Source organism: Candidatus Zixiibacteriota bacterium, assembly GCA_026397505.1.
Taxonomy (GTDB): domain Bacteria; phylum Zixibacteria; class MSB-5A5; order GN15; family PGXB01; genus JAPLUR01.
Window position 1 is genome coordinate 13,985 of sequence record JAPLUR010000041.1, and the last position, 24,978, is coordinate 38,962.

Consider the following 24,978-nt stretch of genomic DNA (forward strand, 5'->3'; position numbering starts at 1 on the left):
ATGGAAAATGTTGTTCTTGAAACCAATATCAAGGAATATCCTTTCTTTTCGAAAGGAAAAGTGCGCGATGTTTATGACCTGGGGGACAAGCTGCTGATTGTGGCTACCGACCGGGTCTCGGCTTTTGACTGTGTTCTGCCGAACGGCATTCCCGACAAGGGGAAAGTCCTTACCGCTATGTCGCTTTTCTGGTTCGACTATCTAAAGGATGTCATCCCTTCCCACCTTATCACCGCGCGGGTCGAAGACTACCCAAAGAATCTTCTCAAGTATCAAGATATTCTTGAAGGGCGCTCAATGCTGGTCGTCAAGGCGGGCCGGGTAGATATCGAATGTGTCGTGCGCGGGTATATATCCGGCTCCCTCTGGAAAGAACTGGTCGAAGCCAGAAAACAGGGGGCCAATGAAGTACATGGATTCAGTTTTCCCTCTCATTTGAGGGAATCGGATAAACTCCCCGAGCCGATTTTTACTCCGGCCACCAAATCGGATGACGGCCATGACGAGAATATCTCATTTGAGAGAATGGTCGGTGTTGTCGGAGCGGAAATCGCCGAAGCCTGCCGCGCCAAATCAATTGCCATGTATCTTAAGGCCTCGGAATACGCCCACGGCCGGGGGATAATAATAGCCGATACCAAGTTTGAATTCGGATTTTATAAAGATAGGCTGATTGTTATCGATGAGGTTCTTTCGCCCGATTCATCCCGTTTCTGGCCGCTCGACAAGTACGCTCCGGGCAAGGGACAACCATCATTTGACAAGCAGTTTATCAGAGATTATCTTTCCTGCCTTGATTGGGACAAAAATCCCCCGGCGCCGCAGCTGCCGGAGGAGATCATTATAAAATCGGCCGCCAAGTATAGAGAGGCGGAAAAACTGTTGACGGGAAGGTAACTATGGGTGATATGATAAAGATCAGGCGGGCGCTCATTTCGGTCTCGGACAAGACGGGGTTGCTGGAATTTGCCAAAGCGCTTTCTGAATACGCTGTGGAAATAATCTCCACCGGTGGAACCCTGGCGACTCTGAAAAAGGGGGGAATACACGCGGTATCGGTTTCTACCTTCACCGGCGCCCCCGAAATTCTGGGCGGCCGGGTAAAAACCCTGCATCCGAAAATCCACGCCGGCATATTATATCGCCGTGACAATGATGAAGACCTGGCCGAACTCACCCACCACGAATACAAACCGATCGATATGGTTGTGGTTAATCTTTACCCCTTCGAAAAAACGGTGCAAAATCCGAAAGCGACCGAAGAGGAAATAATCGAAAATATCGATATCGGCGGTACAACTATGGTCAGGGCGGGAGCAAAAAATTTCGAGGGAGTAGCGGTGGTTACCGACTGCAACGATTATAACTTGATTATAGAGGAGATGAAGAAAAATGAAGGGGCGTTGGGCCTTCAATACCGCCGCCATCTGGCCGGTAAGGCTTTTGACTTAACCAATCGTTATGACCGTGCCGTCTCCGCTTTTTTCCGTTCCGGTGTTCCGGCCGCGGAGGGAGAATTCCCTGCCCGATTGGATTATTCTTTTGCGCTCAAATCATCTCTTCGCTACGGCGAGAATCCGCACCAAAAAGGTGCCTTCTACCAGGATGAGAAATTTACCGGACCGACCCTGACCAGAGCGGAGATTCTCTCTGGGAAGGAACTCTCATATAATAATATTGCCGATATGGATGCCTGTCTTGATATGATTCTGGATTTCAAGGAGCCATTTGCCTGTATTCTCAAACATGCCAATCCCTGCGGAGCAGCGGTCGGGGCAACCCTTTCCGATGCCTACCGCGATGCGCTCGCCTCGGATCCCCTTTCGGCGTTCGGTTCCATTATTGGCCTTAATAAAAAGGTTGATATGACAACGGCTAAGTTATTGTATGATACGGAATTTATTGAGTGCATTCTTGCTCCGGGATATGAACCGGACGTGCTGGAATTCCTGAAGAAAAAGAAGACCCGCCGTATTCTGGCTTTGCCTGAAATATTGAGTGGTCGGCCTGGGGGCGAAATGGTTTTCAAATATATCCGCGGCGGCACTCTATACCAAATGGCCGACGAGCATGAGCTTGACCCAGCTGCTCTTAATACAGTTACCAAAAGGAAACCAACGGCGGCGGAATTGAAATCGCTTCTTTTTGCCTGGAAAATAGTCAAGCATACAAAATCAAACGCCGTTGTTATCGTCAAGGATCTGGCCACGGTTGGGATAGGGATGGGGCAGACCTCGCGCGTCGATGCCTCCGCTCTGGCGGTGAAGCGGGCGAGGGAAAGAGCCAAAGGTGCAGTGTTGGCCTCCGATGCTTTTTTCCCGATGCCCGACGGTGTTGAAGTGGCTTTGGATGCGGGAGTTACGGCTATAATTCAACCCGGCGGTTCAAAAGGCGACCCGCAGGCGATTGAAGCAGCCGACAAGGCCGGCGCCGCGATGGTTTTTACCGGCATAAGGCATTTCAAACACTGAAGTTAGCTGATTCTGCAAGATAATCCTTGCATACCTTTCGAGGCGTGCGTAAATTACTCTTTGAGTAACGATGCTTGCGAAAGGGTTTGCTTGTGGGTGAAAAGGTCCTCGAGATTGTCGTCCTTTTGATGTCTCACATCAAAGAAAATCAGGGGCAACTGGAAAATCTGGAAGAGATTTCGGACAGTCTCAAGAGCCAGGGATTTACCGAGAATGAGATTAGCTCGGCCTATTCCTGGGTTCTCGACCAGATGCAGACTGACTCGCAATTCCTTTACAATTTCTCCCGTCCCACCGGTTCCTTCCGGGTCATGAGCGATGTCGAGCGGCAGCATTTTGCGACCGACGCCGTTGGTTATCTTTTGCAGCTCAAGCATCTGGGGCTTCTCAGCGACGGCCAGCTGGAGATGATTTTGGAACGGGGCACTATGATCGGCCCGCCGCCGATCAATCTTGACCAGATTAAGATTGTCATCGGGACGGTTCTCTTCCGCGAGCCGGGTCACCCCGAATTGATTCGTCAGCCGGCCTACTTTTACCTGGAAGACGAGGGTCTGGTAAACTAGCCTTTAATCAACTTATATAGACTTAAATGTCCATAAAGGATAAAAAGATAATTGTCGGGTTGACCGGCGGTATCGCCGCCTACAAGACCCCCGGCCTGATAAGGCTTCTCAAAAAGGACTCGGCTGATGTCCGCGCCATAATGACCGAAGGAGCGGCCAAATTTATTACCCCGCTGACGATTGAAACCGTTTCTCAGAATCCGGTGGCGCTCGAGATGTTTCCCGAGAACCGATTCGCCGGAACTCACCATATTGATCTGGCGGAATGGCCCGACCTTTTCGTGATTGCCCCGGCGACCGCCAATTTTATCGGTAAGGTCGCCTCAGGGATCTGCGATGAACTTCTGACAACTGTGATTTGCGCCACCAGCAAGCCGGTTATGATTGCCCCGGCCATGAATACCAATATGTATCTTAACCCGATAACTCAAAAGAATATTGATTATCTGAAATCGCTTGGATATCACTTCATCAATCCCGGCGAGGGGGAGCTGGCCTGCAATACTGTCGGTTGGGGGCGGATGGCCGAGCCGGAAGAGATTCATCAACTTATTCTGAGCTTCTTTCAAAAAAAAAAATCCCTGAATAGGAAAAAGGTGCTGGTGACTGCCGGTCCCTGCCGGGAGGCGATTGACCCGGTACGGTTTATTTCCAACCGCTCATCGGGGAAAATGGGGTATGCCGTGGCCCGGGCCGCTTTCGAGGCCGGTGCTACGGTTACGCTTGTCTCCGGCCCGACCGATATTGCCCCGGAGCCGGGCATCGATCTGGTGAAAGTGGAATCGACCGAAGAGATGTATCTGGCCGTCAATGCGCGTTTTGCCGACTGCGACATTCTGATAATGGCAGCCGCCCCAGCTGATTTTAAGGCCGAAAAAAGAGCGGAACATAAAATAAAGAAGGGGGAAACTCTTTCATTGAAACTGACTCCAACAATTGATATATTAAGTTCGCTTAAAAAAGTGCGCAGGAAGAATCAGACAATAATCGGTTTCGCTCTGGAAACGCAAAATGGCATTGCGAACGCCCAGGCCAAGCTGAAAGAGAAGGGGTTGGATTTGATTGTCCTGAACTCTCTGGAAAACGCCACCCCTTTTGAAAGTGACAGCAATAAGGTAACATTGATAAATAAAACCGGGCAGGTTGAATCCCTGCCAGTAATGAGCAAATTGGAATTGGCCCGACAGTTGATAGAAAAAATCGCCGGGATAAAATAATATGACTGATTGGCGCAAGAAGATTGACCCGAAGACTTCCGCGTTGCTGAAAAAAGCGGCACGCTGTCAGATGGAATTGGGAACAAAAGAGGTCGTCCTCAGTCGCACCGGCGTAAAACGAAGACGTAAGGAACTTACTCCCAAGTCGTCTCAAGCCGCGGCCCCCACGCAATATGCGTCGCTCGAAGAGCATAATAAGTCTATTAATTCCTGCCGGAAATGTCCGCTGGGGGAGACGCGCACCAAATTTGTCTATGGCGTGGGAAATCCTCAGGCCGGTGTCCTTTTTATCGGCGAAGCGCCCGGGCGCGATGAAGATTTGCAGGGGGAGCCGTTTGTCGGAAGAGCCGGCCAGTTGCTCGACAAGATCCTCGCCTCAATCAAATTCAGCCGCCAGGATGTCTATATCGCCAATATGCTGAAGTGCCGTCCGCCGAACAATCGTGACCCGCAACCGGATGAGATGGCGATTTGTTTGCCCTATTTGATGGAACAGGTTCGTCTGATTAAGCCGAATATAATTTGCGCCCTGGGGAGAATTTCGGCGCAGGCGCTTCTCCAGACTACCACGCCTATCGGCAAATTGCGCAAGATATGGCATGAGTTCGATGGTATCCCGTTGATCGTTACCTATCACCCCGCCGCGCTGCTCCGATTTGAATCGTATAAGAAAGATGTCTGGGATGATGTGCGGATGCTGCGGGCCAAATACGATGAATTGACATCAGGAATTTAAAATGGCAATAAAAGCTGACAAAAATGCCGGGCTGGCCGGTCTTGAACCGCCGCAGTCGGTTGATGCCGAGCAGCAAGTGCTTGGCTCGATCCTGAAGGACCCCAACGCCATCAGTATTGTCTTAGAGACTCTTAACTCCGAAGAACATTTCTATATTCCCAGACATAGATTAATTTTTCGGGCGACTATCAACCTTTTCGAAAAAGGGAATCCCTGCGATATTACAACGGTCGCCGATGAGTTGGAAAAAATGGGGCAGTTGGAAAAAATCGGGGGAAGATATTATCTGATTGAGCTGGTTGACGGGGTCGTCTCGACCGGACATATTACCGCCCATGCCAATATCATTCTCGAGAAATCGGTTCTGAGAAGGCTGATCAATGCCTCCAACGACATTGTCAAGGAATGCTATGACCAGGAAGATGATGCCACCGATATTCTGGATAAAGCGGAGCAGAGCATTTTCTCCAGTTCCGAAAGCCGTCTTAGAAAAGGTTTCACGCCGTTGTCGCAGCTTCTCCCCAGAAGTTTCGAACAGATTGAAAATTTCCAGGATTCCCGGGGCGGACTGGTTGGAGTTCAGACCGGTTTTACCGGGCTGGATGCACTGACGGCAGGACTTCACGGCGGCGATTTTATTGTTGTCGCCGGACGACCGTCGATGGGGAAAACGGCTCTGGCTCTCAACATCGCCGAATATGTCGCGGTGGAACAGAAAGTACCGGTGGGCATATTCTCCATAGAAATGTCAGAAAGCCAGGTGGCTTTAAGATTTCTTTGCGGCCGCGCCAAGGTGAGTCAGCATCAGCTTCGCACCGGCCGTCTGCGCGATGCCGAATGGAAACAGCTCTCTTATGCCAGCGGGCCGCTTTCGGAAGCGCAGATATTCATCGATGACTCGGCGACCCTTTCAACTCTCGAAATGAGAGCCAAAGCGCGGCGCCTGAAAGCACAGTACAATATTGGCTTATTGATAGTCGATTATATCCAGATGATTCACGGCACTGCCCGCGCGGAAAATCGTCAGCAGGAAATGGCCATGATTTCGCGCTCGCTCAAGAGCCTGGCCAAAGAATTGAGTATTCCGGTCGTGGTCTGCAGTCAGCTCTCCCGTATGGTGGAGTTGCGCGGCGGCGACAAGCGGCCGCAGCTTTCGGACCTGCGCGAATCGGGCGCCATCGAGCAGGATGCCGATGTCGTCATGTTTGTCTACCGCCCGGAATTCTATCTGTCGCACCTTGATGACAACGATCCCGAGCGGATTCGTGTGGCCGGGAAGGCGGAAATCATCGTGGCCAAGCAACGTAACGGCCCGACCGGATTGGTGACTCTGACTTTCCTGAAAAACTTTGTCCGCTTTGAGAATGCGGAATTTCGTCCCAATGAGCCATCCGGCGGGTATTCCGGTGGGGACACGCCTTTTTAATCGATGGATAACGGATTTCTCTTAGTCGGCCGCCGCGCCATCAATTTCATCTCGCGCCTTGGCAGTACCTTCATCCTGCTGGTCAAGTCGATTTATCATTTCAAAAGCATCCCCCGCTCGCTCGGCGTTATCACCGAACAGTGTTTCATGATCGGCAATAAATCGCTGCCGCTGGTGGTGACCATCTCCATTTTTATCGGTGCCGTTTCCGCCTGGCAGGCCGCCTATCAGTTTAAATTCATCGGTGCCCCGCTTCGCTATCTGGGAGCCGCGGTAGGGAAAGCGATTGTTATCGAGCTGGCTCCGGTACTGACGGCTCTGGTAATTGCCGGACGGGTCGGCGCCGGTATCGCCGCCGAACTGGGAACAATGCGGGTGACCGAGCAGATTGATGCGCTCGAATCAATGGCCATCAGTCCGGTGCGCTATCTGGTCATGCCCCGCTTCTTATCAAGCACTCTGATGATACCGCTTCTGACCATTTTCGCCAACTTCGTGGCTATCTTCGGCGCCCTGGCCGTCTCAGTCCTTTTCGTGGATATATCATATGAAACTTTCCTGACCGGCGTGAAAAATTCCTTCCAATTTTCGGATTTGATTTCGGGATTGATCAAGTCGGCGGTATTCGGCGCCATCATCGGCATTGTGGGATGCCACGAGGGTTACCATGCCGAGGGCGGCGCACGGGGTGTGGGCAAGGCAACCACCGAGGCCGTGGTTATTTCGGCCGTAATGATTCTGGTGGCCGATTATATCATCGCCACAATCCTGTTCCGGGTCTAAGAGTATGGAAACGGTGATACGAATTGAGAATCTGGTAAAATCCTTCGGAAGGAAGAAAGTCCTTAACGGCGTTTCTCTTGAGGTCGGCAAAGGAGAATCGCTCGTGATAATAGGGCAGTCGGGCTGCGGCAAATCGGTGCTCCTGAAACACCTCAACCGGCTTCTCCGCCCCGACCTGGGAGCAGTCTACATACACGATAAAAATATTGACGTGATGAATTCCAACGAACTATTTGAGATGCGCAAAGGAATCGGGATGGTTTTTCAGTCGGCGGCGCTCCTCGATTCGCTGACAGTTGCCGAAAATGTCGGACTGGGATTGCGTGAAGGCTGGAAATACTCGGAGCAGGAAATTAAAAATATAGTTCAAGAGAAATTGGAAATGGTGGGGCTTGCCGGGACCGGGCGCCAGTACCCCTCTGACCTTTCGGGAGGAATGCGCAAGCGGGTCGGCCTGGCGCGGGCGATTGCCACCAATCCGGAAATACTGCTCTATGACGAGCCGACCACCGGCCTTGACCCGATCACTTCCGACATCATCAATAATATGATGATTGACATGCGCAAGAAACTTGACGTTACTTCGGTTGCCGTGACGCACGATATGACGTCAGCCTATAAGATCGCCGATCGGATCGCCATGCTCTATGACGGCCGGGTTGAGTATGCGGGCACGCCGGAGCAGATTAAAGCCTCCGGGAACGAAATTGTGGAGCAATTCATTAACGGCCGGGCGGTTGGTCCGATACCGGTGCAATAGAATTTTATGGAACAGAAGTTCAAAACCGCTTTTGTCTGCACACAGTGCGGCACTATTCACCCCAAATGGCAGGGACAGTGCAAAGGATGCGGCCAATGGAATTGTCTGGCCGAGGAACGGATCGTCAGAAGCGCTGCCAAACATAAGAAAAGCGACGTGGATAAACCCCGCCGGCTCGAGGAAATCGGTAATGAGTCGATGACCGGACACCGGTGCGGTCTGGTCGAATTCGACCGGGTGTTGGGTGGGGGACTGCTGCCCGGAAGCACTATCCTTCTTGCCGGCGAGCCGGGAATCGGCAAATCGACTCTTATCCTGCAGGCCGCCGACGCTTATTCCGAAATGGGTTTGAATGTCCTCTATGTAACCGGCGAGGAATCGCTGGGACAAATAAAAAAACGTTCGGAAAGACTGCTGATAAAGGGAAAGAAAATATCTTTCATCAACCTGACCAATCTGGAAGAGATCATCGCCGCCATTGAAGAAAATGAAAGTCATATTGTCATTGTCGATTCGATTCAAACTGTCTCCAGCGATGTCTTTGAATCGCCGCCGGGAACGGTCGGCCAGATAAGAGAGTCGGCCGGGCGGTTGATCGAAAAGGCCAAGAAGGACAACTTTTCACTTTTCCTTGTGGGGCATGTGACTAAAGAAGGGCTGGTGGCCGGACCCAAGGTACTTGAGCATATGGTGGATGCGGTGCTGTACTTTGAGGGTGACAGTCAGCATTTATATCGTCTGCTGCGCCCGATGAAAAACCGCTTTGGTTCCACTTTTGAATTGGGCGTTTTCGAGATGGGGCCGAATGGATTGCGGGAAGTTGAAAATCCATCCTCGTTGTTTCTTTCCGACTTCGGCAATATTCGCCGCTCCGGTGCCGTGGTGGCCGCCTCCTGCGAGGGAAATCGCCCGATACTGGTGGAAATACAAGCGCTCGTGGCCGGCGCATCATACGGGACTCCTCAGCGGGTGGCCGGCGGCATCGACACCAAGCGGCTGGCACTCCTTTTGGCTATTCTGGAAAAACGAATCGGCATACCCATGGGGAGTAATGATGTTTTTGTATCAATCGCCGGAGGATTGAAATTGGCGGAACCGGCCATTGATTTGGCCGTCATCTTATCGATTGTCTCGTCCCTGCGCGATATCCCTATCGACGGCAAAACAGTTGTGACCGGTGAAGTGGGTCTTTCCGGAGAGGTGCGGCCGATCGGCATGATCGAACAGAGAGTGGCTGAGGCGGCCAAACTCGGATTCCAAAAGATCATTCTCCCGGAACAGAATTTGAAAGGAATCGCGGCCAAGAATATTGAAATCACCGGCGTATCAACTTTGGAGAGAGCGCTGGAGGAGATCTTTTAATTCATTGAGGACAAATGAGCAAAGTGCAATTAACCCCGCAAACCCTTCTCATCCCCCTGCCGGCGGTGATGGTATCCTGTCAGGCCGAGGGTTACAAACCGAATATCATTACCATCAGCTGGATCGGCATTGTCAACTCCGAACCGCCGATGCTTTCGATTTCGATACAACCGAAGAGATATTCTTATGAAATTATCAAGAAATCAGGCCAGTTCGTAGTCAATCTCACCTCCGAGCATAATCTTCACGCGGCCGATTTCTGCGGCAACCGCTCCGGGCGGGATTATGACAAATTCAAGGAATTAAAGCTGACCCCGATCAAGGCCAAAATGGTCTCGGCCCCCCTTATAAAGGAATGCCCGATCAATCTCGAATGTATCACCCGGCAATCCCTTCTGCTCGGCACGCACGAGATGTTTGTCGCCGAAATAGTAGCGGTGCATATCAACGGTGAACTGGTGGATGAAAATGAGCGGCCCAATATTGACATGCTGAAACCTCTGGTGTACTGTACCGGTGCCCGGGAATACCGCGGCGGGCTGATCAAATTGCTGGGACGCTACGGTCAGGCGGCCGGGAAATAAGAAAAACCTTCCTGATGGTCACGCCCGGTTTCTCTTTCGCTCTCCAGAAGTCCTGCCATAATGCGCGCCGGGGTTTGGCTGTGACCCCGCATGGCCAATTCAATACGCCTGCTTTTATGCCGGTCGGAACAACCGGTGCGGTCAAAGCGATGACCGCCGGAGATCTGGAGGAATGCGGCGCGGAGATTATGCTGGGCAACACCTATCATTTATATTTGCGGCCAGGAGAGAAGTTGATAAAGGAGAAGGGAGGGCTGGCCCGGTTTTCCGGCTGGAATAAACCAACTCTGACCGACTCCGGCGGCTTCCAGGTCTTCTCTATGGATGATCTCTCCAGAGTTGATGATGAGGGCGTGACTTTCAGATCGCATCACGACGGCTCCTTGCATCGCCTCAATGCGAAAAAGGTAATCGAAATCGAGCGGGATATCGGCGCCGATATTATCATGTCCTTTGACCAGTGTGTGGCCTATCCGGCGGAGCCAAAAACGGCCGAGGATGGTGTCCGGCGGACATTTGATTGGGCGCAGAAGGGGCTGGAGCATTTTCGAAAGCTGGAAGAGACGGGGGGCGGCGGGATCGCCCTGTTCGGTATCATTCAGGGATCAACTTACAGGCATTTGCGGGAACTCTCCGCCAGACAGATTACCGGGCTGGATTTCCATGGTTACGCCATTGGTGGGCTGGCGGTTGGCGAATCAAAGGCGGAAATGGAGGATATGCTTGGCTTTACCATTCAGTTTCTCCCGGCCGACAAACCGCGATACCTGATGGGCGTCGGTTATCCGGAAGATATCCTTATGGCCGTCTCATATGGAGTCGATATGTTCGATTGCGTTCTGCCCACCCGCAATGCCCGCACCGGCATGGTTTTTACTTCCGAAGGGCCGCTGGTCTTCCGTAACGCCGATTGTACCCATGACGACCGTCCTCTGGATCCCAATTGCTCCTGCAAAGTCTGCCGCCGTTACAGTCGGGCCTATATCCGCCATCTCTATAATCAAAGGGAAATCACCGCCCTGGTGTTGGCCACTTATCACTCAACCTACTTTTACCAATCGCTGATGCAGGGAATTCGCCGCTCGATCGAGGAAGGAGGTTTTGAATCTTTTCGAAAAGAATTTCTCGAGAAATACTCAAAAAGGGATAAGATACCCGACTGTGAGGCGGAGCGTTGAGAGATCGCTCTTCTTGTAGAGATAATTATACCCGTCCCCCATCCCATTGATCTTGAAGGAAAAATCGGGCCGGGTTTCCTGAAAACCTATTTCCACTGACCAGTGTTCCCGGTAGCGGAATCCCAGAATTATGCGATAGCCGATTCTGTTCTCAATGTCGGTTTTGACCACCTCGAGGCTATCCAGAAGCGGGTCGGCCAACTGGCGATCCAGGTGGAAACCATTAACGGAATAGACCGCCCCCACCCCGATAAAACTGGTGAATCGTTTTCGGCCGCGATAAATAAGTGCTTCCACAGCCAGATCCGCAGAACGCCTTTGACCGGAAGGAAAACGCGGATTTTTTACTTTGGCCATATTCAGGTCGGCGGAAGCGCGGATTATAATCGGATGCAGGACCAGGTACTCAATCCGGACGCCGACCTCCGGACTCAGATTGACCATATTGGTCCCCGGGCGAAAGCCGACGACAAAATGAATGTTGGCATCGGCAACCGTATCCTGAGCCACCGGGTTTTTGGGGACTATCGGCGCGAGAAGAAAGAGTGTTAGTATCAGTTCCTGCATTCAAACCGCTGTCTGTCTTTTTGTCAATTTATCATCCGGGACGATCTTCTGCAATAAAATACGGCCGCAGAAACAATCATTTCCTTAAGAATCTATACGAGAAAATCATTAAGAGGTTCGAATGTCTTTCAATAATTAGAGGTCATATCGTATCAATCTCCGAAAGCCGTCCAATTTCTTGGTAATTAGTTTCCTTTTGCCTACAATTTTGCTATTTTGGGTAAGGTTGGCAGTTGGCCGCTCGACCGTCAATGTCCGGAGTAATAGGAATGATAAAGAGATTTCAGATCAATCTCATTTTGTCGATTAACATCCTGCTTTTATGCAGTGCGGCGGCATCAGCCGCGAAAGGTGAGGATGCGGTCATCGAGTTCTATCTTAAAAAGGCCGATTCCGTGATGGCTGTCTCTTATATTTTCAATTCCTCGTTGCATTACACTTTTACGACTAAGGCCATTTATTTCATCACGGATTACAGGGGAACCATCAAGAAAGTGGATACCGCCGTTTTTTTGGTTGAATATAAAGAGCGCCGTGCGGTATCTGTTATGGTTATTGATTCGGCGCGAATTCAGGAGAATACTTTGCCGAAAGAATTTACCCCTGCTCCACTCTGGGATCAACACCTTGCATATTATTTCTTCCCCAATGATACCGGAGCGGGCCAGTTGGCGATAGGTTTCGATCCGGCGGCCTCTTGCGGCGATAAACTTCCTTCCGGATTTCTATCCCTGGACAGAGATACCTACTATCTCCGCAACTTGAATATTAATTATCCCCGAAAAGAGGGATTTATTAAGTTTTCCGAAACATACTATTTTGAACCGCTGGAGGGAATTTTGGTGCCCAATAGGCTGGAAATTCATGGCGCCTGGAATACCTTTATGTCACAGACTTACTTCCGGCAGAATTTGGAGTTCTATGATTTCCGGATTCAGTAATCTCATTTCCCTTGCTCCGAATTCGGCGGCATTCTATACTGGACATGAATATGAAGGAAAATGAAGAGGCCCTGCTGGCCGCCATCGATCGTCAGCGTTTGCCGGAGCATATTGCCATAATTATGGATGGCAACGGCCGTTGGGCCAAAAAGAGGAATCTTCCCCGGACAGCCGGCCATGAAGCCGGGGTCGAGGCGGTTCGTAAAGTTGTGAGGGCGGCGGCCGAGTTGGGTATTAAATATCTGACACTCTATACATTCTCAGTTGAGAACTGGAAACGTCCCCGGGAAGAGGTGGTAGCCCTGATGCGGCTTCTATCTCGCACGACCCGCCGCGAAATGGATGAATTGAACCGCAATAACGTGCGACTTATTACTACCGGCCGGATAGACGGCCTTTCTCTAACGCGGCGGCAGGCTCTTGCCTTTGCCATGGAAAAAACCAAGAAAAATACCGGATTGGTCCTCAACCTGGCCCTGAACTACGGCGGGCGGACAGAGATTATCGATGCCGTGAAGAGTATTGCCAAGGCGGTCCGGGCCGGGAAGATGAAACCGGATGATATCAATGAAGAGCTCTTCTCCCGGTATTTGTACACGGCCGGTCTGCCCGACCCGGACTTGCTGCTGCGGACATCAGGCGAGATGCGTATTTCCAATTTCCTTCTCTGGCAAACCAGCTATACCGAGCTATATGTCACCGATATTCTCTGGCCTGATTTCGGGCGCAGGGAATTATTGGAGGCAATAATTGTATATCAGAACAGGGAACGTCGTTTCGGAAAGGTTTAATTTATTTGAGCCGCAATCTTATAATTCGAACAATCGTGGCGGTCATTTTTGGACCGCTGATCATTCTCATTTCTTATCTGGGTGGTAACTGGTTGGCCGGGATGATTCTATTGCTGGCCGCTCTGGGGATTATTGAATTCATGCTGGATATCAAGATTTCGGCCGGCTCGCCATCATTCTGGGTCACTCTCCTTTTCACTCTGGGAATCATCGTCGCCGGTATTTATCTTGAGCCAGAATGGAGTTTACGGCTCTTTGTGGGATATTTCCTCTGTATTGGCGTAATCACCGCCGCGCGAGGGGCCGAACCGACGGAGCTTTATAAGCAGAATTCGGCTCTGGTATGGGGCGTCACCTATCTGGCTCTGCTGTACCCTTTTCTCTATTACATCCGCGAGCTGGTCCCCGGGCATGGGGGGGACTGGCTTCTGTTTCTCTGGGGCACGCTGTGGCTTTCCGATACTCTGGCCATGGCGGTCGGAAAGGGGATCGGCCGGAAGAAGCTGGTGCCGAAGATTTCGCCCAATAAGACCGTCGCGGGATTTTTCGGCGGCTTATTCGGCGGGCTGGTGATAGCGCTCATTCTGGGATATTGGCTTCTGTCGGATGTTATGCTAATCCTCTTACTCGGCGCCGGTCTGGCCGTGTCACTGGTCGGGCAGATGGGTGATCTGGTGGAGTCGGTCTGGAAAAGAGCGCTGGGCATTAAGGACTCATCGGCCATTATCCCCGGTCATGGCGGAATTCTCGACCGTTTTGATTCTCTTCTTTTTGCAGCGCCGGTGCTTTTCTGGTATCTGAAATATATCGTTTACGTTTAAATGCGGAGGGACGGTGAAAGTCATCGACTTTCTATTCGCCGCACGCCCGATGCTCTTTCTGCCGATCTGGTCGATTTTTCTGATTTCTTATCGCTTTCTCAATCATCCACGGTCGTTTTCCATTAATGCTTTTCTGGTATTGGTCGGAGCCAGCCTGATGACGGCCGGTGTCTATTATATCAATCAAATCTGTGATTATGAATCTGATTTGATAAATCGGAAACTCGGATTCTTGCAGAAAGGTTTTATCGGAAAACGAGAAATGGCCTCCGCCTATCCGGCGGTGTCTATCATCTCGTTGGTGATTGGATATCTGGCCGGAATGTTAGTCTTCCTGCTCCTGCTGGTTGTATTTCTGATTGGTTTTTTCTATTCGGTTCCGCCGCTGAAGCTCAAGGACCGTCCCCTGTGGGGGCTTCTGGCCAACGGTATCGGCTATGGTGTAATGCTGCCGATGATCGTGCCGGGATTTTTCGGCGGAGAGAAGACTCTCTCGCTGTTGCTGGTTGCCTACTTCCTGTTTACCGTCTCGGCTGCATATCTGCTGACCACAATTCAGGATCGCGAGGGGGATATCGCGACCGGCAAGAATACCATGGCGGCAAGATTTTCAAACCGGGCGTTAATGTTATCTGGCATAGTCCTGCTTATCTTATCGTTGGCGGCCTCTATATTGATGAAACAGTACTATCTTTTCGCTGTGAGCGCCATATCACTGCTCCTTTTCCGTTATGCCTTGCTGCGCAATCGCGAGAGCGCTATCCTTTTCGCCTGCAAGTTTCCTATTTTGCTGATGTCACTTCTGGCCGGATATTATTACCCGCCATACCTTGTTTTTATTGTTGTTCTAATTGCGGCAACACGTCTATATTATCGAAAACGATTTGATGTTATATATCCGAGGCTTGGTTAGTTGAGAAGCTTGCTGATCATATTCTTTGCTCTGACATTTTTGGCCGGTTGTGTTCCCGCTCCCCGGTATCGGACGGGTGAGGCCACGCCGCCCAAAAGAGGAGATACCGAAAGAGAAAGGCCGTATCGACCGTCCAATCAGGCGGACAAATTCGAGAAGGTTTCTACCAGTCGGCTGCTCGATCTGGGAGCCATAATTCAAAGCTATCTGGGACGGCCCTATTCGGGGACATCCCGCTATGATGATGGTTTGGATTGCAGCCGGTTTACTTCGGAGGTTTTTCGGAAGTTCGATGGTATCGAACTTCCCCGAACCGTGGAACAGCAATATGAAATTGGCGCCCCGGTCAGCCGGGAAAGACTTCGCTACGGCGACCTGGTCTTTTTCCGCACGCAGGGGAGAGTGGTCTCTCATGTCGGGATTTATGTCGGATATAATGAATTTGTTCATTCTTCGTCTTCGACCGGCGTGATCATAAGCAGTACGGATGACAGTTATTGGAAAAAGAGGTTTATGGGAGCCCGGCGGCTTTTACAATAGTGCAGATATTATTGCAAAGGTCCTGGTTCCTGTCGGATACGCCATCAAGCCACTTAATATTCTCAATTGACCTGACCTCCCTGAGTTTATTTTATTTCACTGAAATTTCGTAAATAACTGTATGCCGAACGAAAAACTGGAAATGAAAATCAGGAATCTTCCCAATGCCCCGGGCGTTTACCTGTTCAGGAACAAAGAGGGGAAGATTATCTATATCGGCAAAGCCAAAAGCCTGAAGAACCGTGTCCGCACTTATTTCCAGTCAAATGGGAATCACGACCTCAAAACCTCCCGCTTGGTGACGTTGGTGGCCGACTTTGATCTGATGGTAACCGATTCCGAAATTGAGGCGCTGATTCTTGAGGCCAATCTGGTCAAGGAACATAAGCCCCGCTACAATATCAATCTCAAGGACGATAAGCATTTTCCTTATGTAAAAGTGATTATCAACGAACCCTTTCCTCGTGTGTTGGTCGTCCGGCGGCTGGAACGAGACGGCGCCCGCTATTTCGGCCCTTATACGAATTCCAAAGGGATGCGGAGAACGCTCGGCTTTCTTTGCAGTTTATTCAAAATCCGCACCTGCAATCTGACCATTCCGCACCCGAGCGGAAAAATCCAGAAGGTTTGCCTCGATTATCATATCGGCCGCTGCGGCGGCCCTTGTGAAGGATTTCAATCGGAAAAGGATTATCGCGAGCTGGTCGATTCGGTGATTCTTTTTCTGGCCGGAAAGAGCGAGACGTTGATAGAGAAACTCAAGAAACGGATGGCAGTGCTGTCTACCCGGATGAAATTCGAGGAAGCGGCCAGAGTCCGCGACCAGGTGACGGCGCTGGAATCGGTGCGTCAGAAACAGAAAGTTGATGCCGGCAAAGTTGTCAACCGTGATATTCTTGCCTATGCCCGCGAGGGTCGGGATACGGTGGTGGTGGTTCTGCAGTTGCGGGAAGGGATTCTTATCGGACGTCAGGACTTCCAGCTTCAGGCGGAACCGGAGGTAATCGACGAAGAAGTGCTATCCGAATTTGTCGAGCAGTATTATAATCATCAGCCGAATCTGCCGGAGGAACTGTACTTGCCGCTCGCTTTTCCCGAGGAGGCGCTTATCAGCCGATGGCTTTCCAGGATGAGGGGGAAGAAGGTTACTATTTTCACGCCGCAGAAAGGGGAGAAACTGAAATTGGTCGATATGGCCACCGCCAATGCCCGGCTTCTGCTTGGTGAAATGCTGATTCAGAAGAAGGGTTACAAAGAGCGGGTGGGGAAATCGGTTCAGGCACTGAAAGATGATTTGCACCTTGACATTTCACCGCGTACCATCGCCTGTGTCGATATTTCCAACACCGGCGAAAATGATGCGGTCGGATCGCTGGTCTATTTTGACAACGGCAAGCCGAAAAAATCAGAGTACCGTCATTTCAAAATCAAAGAGGTCAGGGGACAGAATGATTTTGCCATGATGCGTGAAGTGGTCGGGCGCTATTTCTTTCGTCTCCGGGAGGAAAAGCGCACTGCACCGGATCTTCTGGTGGTCGATGGCGGCAAAGGGCAGCTTTCATCGGTGCAGGCCGAGATCAAATCACTCGGCTTCGATAAACTGAACATGATCGGGCTGGCCAAGAAATTCGAGGAGATATATCTTCCCGCGCACAAAGAGCCGCTGACCATACCCAAAGCATCGCCGGGGCTGCGACTGCTTAAACAGATTCGTGACGAAGCGCACCGTTTTGCTGTCGAATACAATCGCAAGGTTCGCACCAAAAGGACCATTCTCTCCTCTCTTGACAGTCTGGCGGGAGTCGGTCCCAAAAGGCGGGATATTTTGCTCAGGCATTTCGGCTCGGTCAAGAGAATCAAAGCGGCGACTATCGAGGAATTGAACGCCGTGAAAGGGATCCCCAAAAATATCGCCCAGACGATTTATGACAGCCACCATCAGCGTTTATAAATACTTCTCGAAAAATCGACTAATTTGCGATTGCCATTAACCAATTTTGGTAGTATCCATATCCCATGCAGACACCCGAGGAAAAAATTTACACCGTAACGGCCATCACCCGGCTGGTTAAATACACTCTGGAGGAATCGTTTCCCTCAATTTGGGTGGAGGGGGAGGTCTCCAATTATATTCATCATTCCTCGGGACACCGTTATCTATCTCTGAAGGATGATAATGCCACTATAAAATTGACCATCTGGAGATCGGCCGGGCAGTACCTGCGGTTCGAACCTGAAGATGGGATGAAGATTCGCGCTTTCGGCGATATTACGGTCTATGAAAAGGGGGGCAACTATCAACTCAATGCCCGGAAATTGATCCCGGTCGGGATAGGCGAGCTGGAAATAGCGTTCCGGCAGCTTTATGAAAAACTTTCCCGGGAAGGGCTTTTCGATGAATCCCGCAAGAAGCCGCTGCCGGAGTATCCGCTTAAAATCGGCCTGGTTACTTCACCGACCGGCGCCGCGATCCGTGATATTATGAGCATTGCGCAGAGAAGAAATAATTCCATTCAATTAATACTGTATCCGGCTCAGGTGCAGGGAGATGGGGCCGAAAGAAGCCTGATTTCAGGCATCCGTTACTTTGATCGGCGGGATGATATTGATGTCATTATAACCGGTCGCGGAGGAGGCTCGATCGAAGATTTATGGGTTTTCAACAATGAAGCGTTGGTGCGGGCTATTGCCTCGGCAAGAAAGCCAATAGTGACCGGTATCGGGCATGAAATTGACACCACTCTGGCCGATCTGGCCGCCGACCTGCGGGCGCCAACTCCTTCGGCGGCAGCCGAGTTGGTTATCTGGGATAAAGGCGCCTTTCTGGAAAGCATTGGCGACTTTCTCTCCCGGATCGATTTTGCCTGTTCCGCTGCCATCGACTGGCCGAAAGAACGGTTGAATCAGTTACGAGGACGCCCCGTCTTTCTGCGGCCGGAATCGCTTGTCCGGGAAAGAGAACAATTTCTGGACAATCTCTTAAGGCACCTTTCCACCACGGGAAAATTTATATTGGAAAAACAGAAAAACGCATTATCTTTGGCATTGGCCCGGTTGGAGTCGCTTTCGCCTTTGGCCATTCTTAACCGGGGTTATTCTGTGCTGCGAACCTATCCCCTGGCCTTTCCTGTGAAATCGGTTGCGGAGCTGAAAAGGGATGATACAGTAGAGGCCATTCTGAAAGATGGCTCGGTGATTGCTGCGGTAACAGAGATTAAAACTAAACGGGAAAAATGACGGCCAAGAAGAAATACAAGGATTTCGAGTCTGCTTTGACGCGCCTTGAAGAAATAACTGAAAGGCTGGAATCGGGGGAAGCGCCTCTGGAGGAATCGCTGGCTCTATATTCCGAAGGGGTGGAGATCGCCGGTTTTTGCACCGGCAAGCTGGCCGAGGCCGAAAAGAAAATTACCATCCTCAAAGAACAGGGAACAAAACTGGTGGAAGTGCCTCTTGTTGATGAGGAAGAGGAAAAAGAGGATGAGGCCTGATATGGAGACCGAAAGTATCTCATATCTTGAGAAGATGCGGCAGGAAATCGACCTGCTTCTTGATCAATATCTCCCCGGCGAAAATCTTTATCCTCAGGTTCTGCATAAGGCGATGCGCTACTCGGTGCTGGCCGGGGGAAAACGACTGCGGCCGATCCTGGCCAAGACTTCATATATATCTTTCGGTGGACAGAACGAGAAAATCATTAATCCGGCCGCCTGCGCTCTTGAATTTGTGCACACCTATTCATTGATACATGATGACCTTCCCTGCATGGATGATGATGATCTCCGGCGGGGAATTCCCACGCTTCACAAGAAATTCGACGAGGCCACCGCCGTTCTGGCCGGCGACGCTTTGCATGATCTGGCCTTTCACCTTCTGGCCGGCTCCGGCTCGGCCCGGGCCGTCATGGAATTGGCGCTGGCTATCGGCACTTTCGGGATGCTGGGGGGGCAGATGGCCGATGTGGAAGCAGAGGGGAAAGATGTCAATCTGGAGCAAATACGTTTTATCCATGCCCATAAGACCGGGGCGCTCATTAGGGCTTCGGTGCGGATTGGCGCTATCCTGGCCGGGACCAATGAGGCAAACCTCGAAAAACTGACTATCTATGGTGAGAAAATCGGGCTGGCTTTTCAGATTATCGATGATATTCTCGATGTCGAAGGAGACCAGAAAAAATTGGGCAAGAAAGTCGGGTCTGATTGTAAGAATAGAAAAGCAACCTATCCCGGAACCGTCGGCCTGGAAAATGCCCACAGGGATGCCAATCTCCTTATTGACGAGGCAATAGCCATCAGCGAGGAATTCGGGCTGAAAGACAACTATTTCCGATCGATTGCCCGTTATATTGGGCAGAGAGAAAGCTGAATAGATGAACCATCTGGATAAAATAGACAATTCCTGCGACCTCAAGAAGCTCGATGAAACGCAGTTGACAGAATTGGCCGAGGAGATTCGTCAGGAAATAATTTCGATCGTAGCCGAAACGGGAGGGCATCTCTCATCAAACCTCGGGGCGGTTGAACTGACTCTGGCGTTACACTATTGCTTTGACATCCCGAATGATAAGATTGTCTGGGATGTCGGGCATCAGTGCTATATCCATAAGATGCTGACCGGCCGTCGGGAACAGATGAAAATGCTGCGTCAATATGATGGCCCGGCCGGATTCCCCAAGAGAGAGGAATCGCCGGCCGATCCCTTTGGCTCGGGACATGCCTCGACCTCCATTTCGGCGGCGCTCGGGCTGGCCGCGGCGCGGGATAATCTGGGATTGCACCATAAGGTTGTGGCTGTCGTTGGGGACGGCGCTCTGACCGGGGGCCTCTCTTATGAGGGGCTCAATAATGCCGGGGCCGCGAAGAAGGACCTTCTGGTCATTTTGAACGACAACAAAATGTCAATTTCAAGTAACGTTGGCGCCATTTCCAAATATCTGACCAATATCATGGCTGACCAGCGATTCAATAAACTGAGAAATCAAATTTGGGAATTGACCGGAAGATTCAAACGCCGGGATAAGATCAGGGCGGTCGTTTCGGACATCGAGGACTCGGTGAAAGGTCTCTTTGTTCCCGGTTTCCTCTTTGATAAGCTGGGATTCCGATATTTCGGCCCGATCGATGGTCATAATTTGCCGCTTCTGATCAAGACGGTCAATCATATTAAGGACCTTCCCGGGCCGATTATGCTTCATGTTGTCACGGTCAAGGGGAAAGGTTATCCGCCGGCTGAGGCCGATGCCACCAAGTTTCATGGGGTCGGCTCTTTTGACAAAATAACGGGCAAGACACGCCCCTCGCAGGGACTTCCGCCATATACAAATATTTTTGGTGAGACGATGCTGGAACTGGCGCAGAATAATCCGCGGATCATTGCTATCACAGCCGCCATGACCGCCGGCACGGGATTGAGCAAGTTTGCCGAGAAATATCCCGACCGGTTCTATGATGTCGGCATTGCCGAGGCGCATGCCTCCTGCTTTGCGGCCGGACTGGCTGCCGGCGGCGCCCGACCGTTTGTCGCTATTTATTCCACTTTTCTCCAGCGGGCCTATGACCAGATTATCCATGATATCGCCCTTCAGAAACTGCCCGTGGTCTTCTGTGTTGATCGGGCCGGACTGGTAGGGGAGGATGGCCCCACGCATCATGGCTGCTTTGACCTCTCTTTCCTTTCGGCTGTCCCCAATCTCACTATCATGGCGCCGAAGGATGGTGATGAACTCCGCTCCATGCTTCACCTTCTGGCCGAAAGTGAGCTTGATGGCCCCTGTGTTGTCCGTTACCCTCGCGCCGCTATTCCCTCGCCAATGACCAATGCTCTCGAACCGATAGAATGGGGTAAATGGGAACTGCTGCACGGTGAAGGGGAGACGGCGGTTATTGCCGTTGGTACGATGGTGGAAACGGCTCTGAAAGCTCACGAGGTTCTTAAAGGCGAAAAGGAGTTCGCCATTGTAAACGCCCGCTTTATCAAGCCGCTGGATATTGATTTTCTGAATTATTGCATGGATACATATAAGAGCATCATTACAATCGAAGAAAACAGCGCTGTCGGCGGTTTGGGGCAGATGGTCGGGAGTTACCTTGAAGCCAACGGTTTTAAGGGAAGATTTCTGTCGTTTGCCATTCCCGATAATTTTATTCATCACGGGCACCGCAATAAGCTTCTGGCTGAAATTGGTCTTGATACCGACACCCTGGTCGAGGCGCTCAGAAAAATCGACAGCGTCAAACGGACTTTTCTTCAAAAAATAACTTTTCGCAAAATAGATTATCGCAAGTCGCAGGCTTTAACCGGAGAGCCTGCGGCCAATGGTACCTCCGGCAAACATTATATTAAATGATATGCGCTTTGGAATATTAGCCAATTTTCAGCGTCCCGACGCCGCCGATGCCGTGATTTCCGCGGTTCGCTGGTGTCATGCCCACGAACATCAGGTCTATCTCTGCAACGATATCAAATCCTTTGTTAATCTTGAAGCTTCCTACTGCGAGCTGGATAATATGTGGGAGCATATTGATGTATTGGTCTCGATGGGGGGCGATGGCACCATGCTGGCCTCGGTGCGCGCCCTGGGAGGACATTCGATACCGATTCTTGGCGTCAATCTCGGGTCGCTCGGGTTCCTGACCCAATTGACCGGCGACCAGTTGGAATATGCCCTGGATAGAGTGGAACAGAAAGATTACCGCATTGAAGAGCGGTTGGTGCTTAAGACCGAGGTGTTCAACGGCGCTGAACTGGTGTACCCGTACGCTCTCAATGATGTTGTCATTGATAAGGGAAATGTCAGCCGGGTGATTAATCTCAGCCTTTACGCCAACAACGAATATATCTGCTCCTATACCGCCGACGGTTTGATCGTTTCAACCCCGACCGGCTCGACCGCCTATTCGCTGGCGGTGGGGGGGCCGATACTGAATCCGATCATGGAGGCGATTATTGTCTCGCCGATATCACCATTCTCGCTCACCAGCCGGCCGTTGATATTCCCGCCGAGCAGTACCCTGGAAATTCGTCTCCGCTCGGAGCATGGCAGCGCCATGCTGACCATTGACGGACAGGTGGCAACCGAATCGAGCCCGACCGGCAAGATCAATATTTCGCGTGCCGAACATACGGTGAAACTGATAAAGTTCCCTGAGAATTCGTTTTATACGATACTGAGGAACAAATTGCACTGGGGCAAACTCCCCGTAGTCGATTTCAAAAAGGCGGAATTTAAGGAATAGATATTTTATTGCGCAGCAGGCTGACTCTTCGGCTTTGTATCCAGATTAAAGTGCGAATTCCCGTCCAATCAATCCAGTCAATTCTTTAGAAGCCAATACAGCAATTCAATTTCGCTTGGTTTATTAGAAATATTGATTCTATTTGCAATTGGTATTCGCGCAACTTGCGTCAAGTAAGAACCTCTGTCGGCCGTATAAATAGACCATCTGCCATTTATATATTTCATTTCATAAGTTTTGGTAAGAGCGAACTTTTCATCTGAAACGGAAATATCCTGCCATCTATAATACGCGGTTAATTGAAATTGGATAATGCTAAGTGTGTCTATAATAAGGTCTATGACCTGTACTTCTAATGCCCCCGGCGTTAAGAACCATTCAAGAGGCAGTCTATGCTCTTCCATATATTTGGTACGCCATATATAACCCCAAAATGCTGAGTCGATGACGGCAGTACTTTTCCCCACATTTTTTAGAGACAGAAAGATATTGTATGCGTCCGCAGGACAAATGCGATGCAAAACCGCAGACATGCTATCCTGCCTTTTGAGATCACTTTGCGCAACAGGGAGAATCGTGAGTTCTGGCCTTAATGCAAATCGCTGGAGTGAGTTATCTTTTTGGACGGTGCTTGGGGGGAACTCAACATCATTTGCTGAGGTCACCGTGGCAGCAGTGATGAGAGACGGCAAGGCCCTTTGATTCATGGTCAAGACATTGACGGAATCTTGGAGCGCAGCATATTTATCTTGAATTGTAGTCATAATTGTATCATAATGCGCTTGGATTCTATTATTGATGATGTCGCCTTGTCTCTTGTTGTTTTGAAAAACAATTATAGTAAAGATACCACCTGCTATTATGAGGCCGCGTATTAACAATGCGCGGTTGCCCTTGTATGTTCCACCGAATGTAGCCCAATAAACTGCAACAACCAAGGCGATCTCAACAATCAGAAGGATGGTGTTCATATTATTAATTCTAGCATCAAACAATTTGTAGTGCAATCACTTTTTTCTGTCGTCGGATTTGATTAATATGTAGTGGGGCTCAACCTCTTGCCGCATAACAGGATGGCAGGGGTGGGCCGTTTGGCTTTGATATCTCTTTCCGCAGCGTGACGTTCTAAAACCTGTAATTAGAGTCAAGTGGTGAGCCGTGTCTCAGGTCTGCGCATTTTCTGCTTGCGTATCCCCACATTATATATAATATTCTGCCAGCCGCGGGAGTAACTCAGTTGGCTAGAGTCACAGCCTTCCAAGCTGTTGGTCGCGGGTTCGAGCCCCGTCTCCCGCTCTTTTTTATGCCGGTCAATCATTTTCAGGAGTTTTTTAAGAAAAAATGAAAGATTTTTGAAAAAATTGCATAATTTTCTGCCAAGCGGGTTAAGATGGGACTTATCCTGCTGATATATAGCAGGTTAGGCGAGCCGGAGGTATGGGATAAATAGCCTATCTAAACATCTAAATCATATAAATTTAAAGGGTTTGGCATAAATATTTCTTGACAGGTTATTCCTTTATGCTTTATACTTAAGGCTCGCTTTAATGGCGAGTTATGTCTTTTTTTGAGACTTGAAAATGAATCTGGCCCAAGTAGCTCAGTTGGTAGAGCACATCCTTGGTAAGGATGAGGTCACCAGTTCAATCCTGGTCTTGGGCTCTTAAAATAGTAGCCGGGGAGTTCGCAGTTATGGCGAAGGAGAAATTTGTTCGGACGAAGCTGCACGTTAATGTGGGGACGATCGGTCATGTCGATCATGGAAAGACGACCTTGACGGCGGCGATCACGATGATATTGAACCGTCGGGGTCTGTCGTCGGTTCGGACCTTTGATTCGATTGACAATGCGCCCGAGGAGCGGGAGCGCGGGATAACGATAGCGACGGCGCATGTGGAGTATGAGACGGAGAAGCGCCACTATGCTCATGTTGACTGTCCGGGTCACGCCGACTATGTGAAGAACATGATTACGGGTGCGGCGCAGATGGATGGAGCGGTATTGGTGGTGAGTGCGGCGGATGGTCCGATGCCTCAGACGCGGGAGCATATCCTTCTGGCTCGTCAGGTTGGGGTTCCGTATATCAT

25 protein-coding genes and 2 tRNA genes are annotated in these 24,978 nt (G+C 50.5%); 25 read left to right on the top strand and 2 right to left on the bottom strand.

Annotated elements, in window-relative coordinates:
- The 11 genes from NT002_02315 (at position 1) to tgt (ending at position 11,083) form a co-directional block, all read left to right on the top strand.
- The gene (locus tag NT002_02315) at positions 1-897 is read left to right on the top strand and encodes a phosphoribosylaminoimidazolesuccinocarboxamide synthase (protein MCX6828104.1); all 897 of its coding nucleotides are present in this window, start codon (positions 1-3) and stop codon (positions 895-897) included.
- Between the two features lie 11 nt (positions 898-908).
- Positions 909-2,471 carry a bifunctional phosphoribosylaminoimidazolecarboxamide formyltransferase/IMP cyclohydrolase gene (gene purH / locus NT002_02320; GenBank protein ID MCX6828105.1) on the top strand — a complete coding sequence of 521 codons (1,563 nt, stop codon included), beginning with the start codon at positions 909-911 and terminating at the stop codon, positions 2,469-2,471.
- Positions 2,472-2,563: 92 nt separating this feature from the next.
- Positions 2,564-3,037 (top strand): DUF494 family protein, encoded by a 474-nt coding sequence (locus NT002_02325; protein MCX6828106.1) that lies wholly within the window; start codon positions 2,564-2,566, stop codon positions 3,035-3,037.
- A gap of 26 nt (positions 3,038-3,063) precedes the next feature.
- Complete coding sequence (gene coaBC / locus NT002_02330; GenBank protein MCX6828107.1) at positions 3,064-4,254, top strand: bifunctional phosphopantothenoylcysteine decarboxylase/phosphopantothenate--cysteine ligase CoaBC; 1,191 nt, start codon at positions 3,064-3,066, stop codon at positions 4,252-4,254.
- 1 nt (position 4,255) lies between these two features.
- On the top strand, positions 4,256-4,990 hold the full coding sequence (locus tag NT002_02335; GenBank protein ID MCX6828108.1) for a uracil-DNA glycosylase: 735 nt from the start codon (positions 4,256-4,258) through the stop codon (positions 4,988-4,990).
- Between the two features lies 1 nt (position 4,991).
- A complete protein-coding gene (gene dnaB / locus NT002_02340; GenBank protein MCX6828109.1) occupies positions 4,992-6,416 on the top strand; it encodes a replicative DNA helicase in 1,425 nt (474 codons plus the stop codon).
- Positions 6,417-6,419: 3 nt separating this feature from the next.
- Positions 6,420-7,199 (top strand): ABC transporter permease, encoded by a 780-nt coding sequence (locus NT002_02345; GenBank protein ID MCX6828110.1) that lies wholly within the window; start codon positions 6,420-6,422, stop codon positions 7,197-7,199.
- A gap of 4 nt (positions 7,200-7,203) precedes the next feature.
- Positions 7,204-7,959 (top strand): ABC transporter ATP-binding protein, encoded by a 756-nt coding sequence (locus tag NT002_02350; GenBank protein MCX6828111.1) that lies wholly within the window; start codon positions 7,204-7,206, stop codon positions 7,957-7,959.
- A gap of 6 nt (positions 7,960-7,965) precedes the next feature.
- The gene (radA, locus tag NT002_02355; protein MCX6828112.1) at positions 7,966-9,321 is read left to right on the top strand and encodes a DNA repair protein RadA; all 1,356 of its coding nucleotides are present in this window, start codon (positions 7,966-7,968) and stop codon (positions 9,319-9,321) included.
- A gap of 14 nt (positions 9,322-9,335) precedes the next feature.
- Positions 9,336-9,905: a flavin reductase family protein gene (locus NT002_02360; GenBank protein MCX6828113.1), complete on the top strand. Its 570-nt coding sequence runs from the start codon at positions 9,336-9,338 to the stop codon at positions 9,903-9,905.
- A 14-nt stretch (positions 9,906-9,919) separates the two neighbouring features.
- Positions 9,920-11,083, top strand: a complete 1,164-nt coding sequence (tgt, locus tag NT002_02365; protein ID MCX6828114.1) for a tRNA guanosine(34) transglycosylase Tgt — start codon at positions 9,920-9,922, stop codon at positions 11,081-11,083.
- Here tgt and NT002_02370 read toward each other — a convergent pair.
- Positions 11,042-11,650 carry a hypothetical protein gene (locus NT002_02370; protein MCX6828115.1) on the bottom strand — a complete coding sequence of 203 codons (609 nt, stop codon included), beginning with the start codon at positions 11,648-11,650 and terminating at the stop codon, positions 11,042-11,044. The two genes, tgt and NT002_02370, sit on opposite strands and share 42 nt — an antisense overlap.
- Positions 11,651-11,919: 269 nt before the next feature.
- Between NT002_02370 and NT002_02375 the strand changes: the two genes are divergently transcribed.
- From NT002_02375 to NT002_02425, 11 genes are all read left to right on the top strand, one after another.
- Entirely contained in the window at positions 11,920-12,591 is a 672-nt protein-coding gene (locus NT002_02375) for a hypothetical protein (GenBank protein ID MCX6828116.1), read from the top strand.
- Positions 12,592-12,641: 50 nt separating this feature from the next.
- Positions 12,642-13,382, top strand: a complete 741-nt coding sequence (locus NT002_02380) for an isoprenyl transferase (GenBank protein ID MCX6828117.1) — start codon at positions 12,642-12,644, stop codon at positions 13,380-13,382.
- A gap of 5 nt (positions 13,383-13,387) precedes the next feature.
- Positions 13,388-14,203 (top strand): phosphatidate cytidylyltransferase, encoded by an 816-nt coding sequence (locus tag NT002_02385; protein ID MCX6828118.1) that lies wholly within the window; start codon positions 13,388-13,390, stop codon positions 14,201-14,203.
- 13 nt (positions 14,204-14,216) lie between these two features.
- Positions 14,217-15,116: a UbiA family prenyltransferase gene (locus NT002_02390; protein ID MCX6828119.1), complete on the top strand. Its 900-nt coding sequence runs from the start codon at positions 14,217-14,219 to the stop codon at positions 15,114-15,116.
- The gene (locus NT002_02395; protein MCX6828120.1) at positions 15,117-15,656 is read left to right on the top strand and encodes an NlpC/P60 family protein; all 540 of its coding nucleotides are present in this window, start codon (positions 15,117-15,119) and stop codon (positions 15,654-15,656) included.
- Between the two features lie 121 nt (positions 15,657-15,777).
- Positions 15,778-17,607: an excinuclease ABC subunit UvrC gene (uvrC, locus tag NT002_02400; GenBank protein MCX6828121.1), complete on the top strand. Its 1,830-nt coding sequence runs from the start codon at positions 15,778-15,780 to the stop codon at positions 17,605-17,607.
- 65 nt (positions 17,608-17,672) lie between these two features.
- Positions 17,673-18,893, top strand: a complete 1,221-nt coding sequence (gene xseA, locus NT002_02405) for an exodeoxyribonuclease VII large subunit (protein ID MCX6828122.1) — start codon at positions 17,673-17,675, stop codon at positions 18,891-18,893.
- Complete coding sequence (xseB, locus tag NT002_02410; protein ID MCX6828123.1) at positions 18,890-19,147, top strand: exodeoxyribonuclease VII small subunit; 258 nt, start codon at positions 18,890-18,892, stop codon at positions 19,145-19,147. The genes xseA and xseB overlap by 4 nt, the downstream gene beginning before the upstream one ends.
- A 1-nt stretch (position 19,148) precedes the next feature.
- Positions 19,149-20,021, top strand: a complete 873-nt coding sequence (locus tag NT002_02415) for a polyprenyl synthetase family protein (protein ID MCX6828124.1) — start codon at positions 19,149-19,151, stop codon at positions 20,019-20,021.
- Positions 20,022-20,025: 4 nt separating this feature from the next.
- Positions 20,026-22,002, top strand: coding sequence for a 1-deoxy-D-xylulose-5-phosphate synthase (gene dxs, locus NT002_02420; GenBank protein ID MCX6828125.1), 1,977 nt, complete (start codon positions 20,026-20,028; stop codon positions 22,000-22,002).
- Positions 21,971-22,891: an NAD(+)/NADH kinase gene (locus tag NT002_02425; GenBank protein ID MCX6828126.1), complete on the top strand. Its 921-nt coding sequence runs from the start codon at positions 21,971-21,973 to the stop codon at positions 22,889-22,891. The genes dxs and NT002_02425 overlap by 32 nt, the downstream gene beginning before the upstream one ends.
- Before the next feature lie 77 nt (positions 22,892-22,968).
- Here the strand turns inward: NT002_02425 and NT002_02430 are convergent, their stop codons facing one another.
- A complete protein-coding gene (locus NT002_02430; protein MCX6828127.1) occupies positions 22,969-23,862 on the bottom strand; it encodes a hypothetical protein in 894 nt (297 codons plus the stop codon).
- Positions 23,863-24,113: 251 nt separating this feature from the next.
- Here NT002_02430 and NT002_02435 point away from each other — a divergent pair.
- The 3 genes from NT002_02435 to NT002_02445 all read left to right on the top strand — a co-directional run.
- Positions 24,114-24,187, top strand: a tRNA-Gly gene (locus NT002_02435).
- Between the two features lie 293 nt (positions 24,188-24,480).
- Positions 24,481-24,553 (top strand) — tRNA-Thr (locus NT002_02440).
- 30 nt (positions 24,554-24,583) lie between these two features.
- The coding region (locus NT002_02445) for a GTP-binding protein (GenBank protein ID MCX6828128.1) at positions 24,584-24,978 on the top strand (395 nt) is incomplete at its 3' end.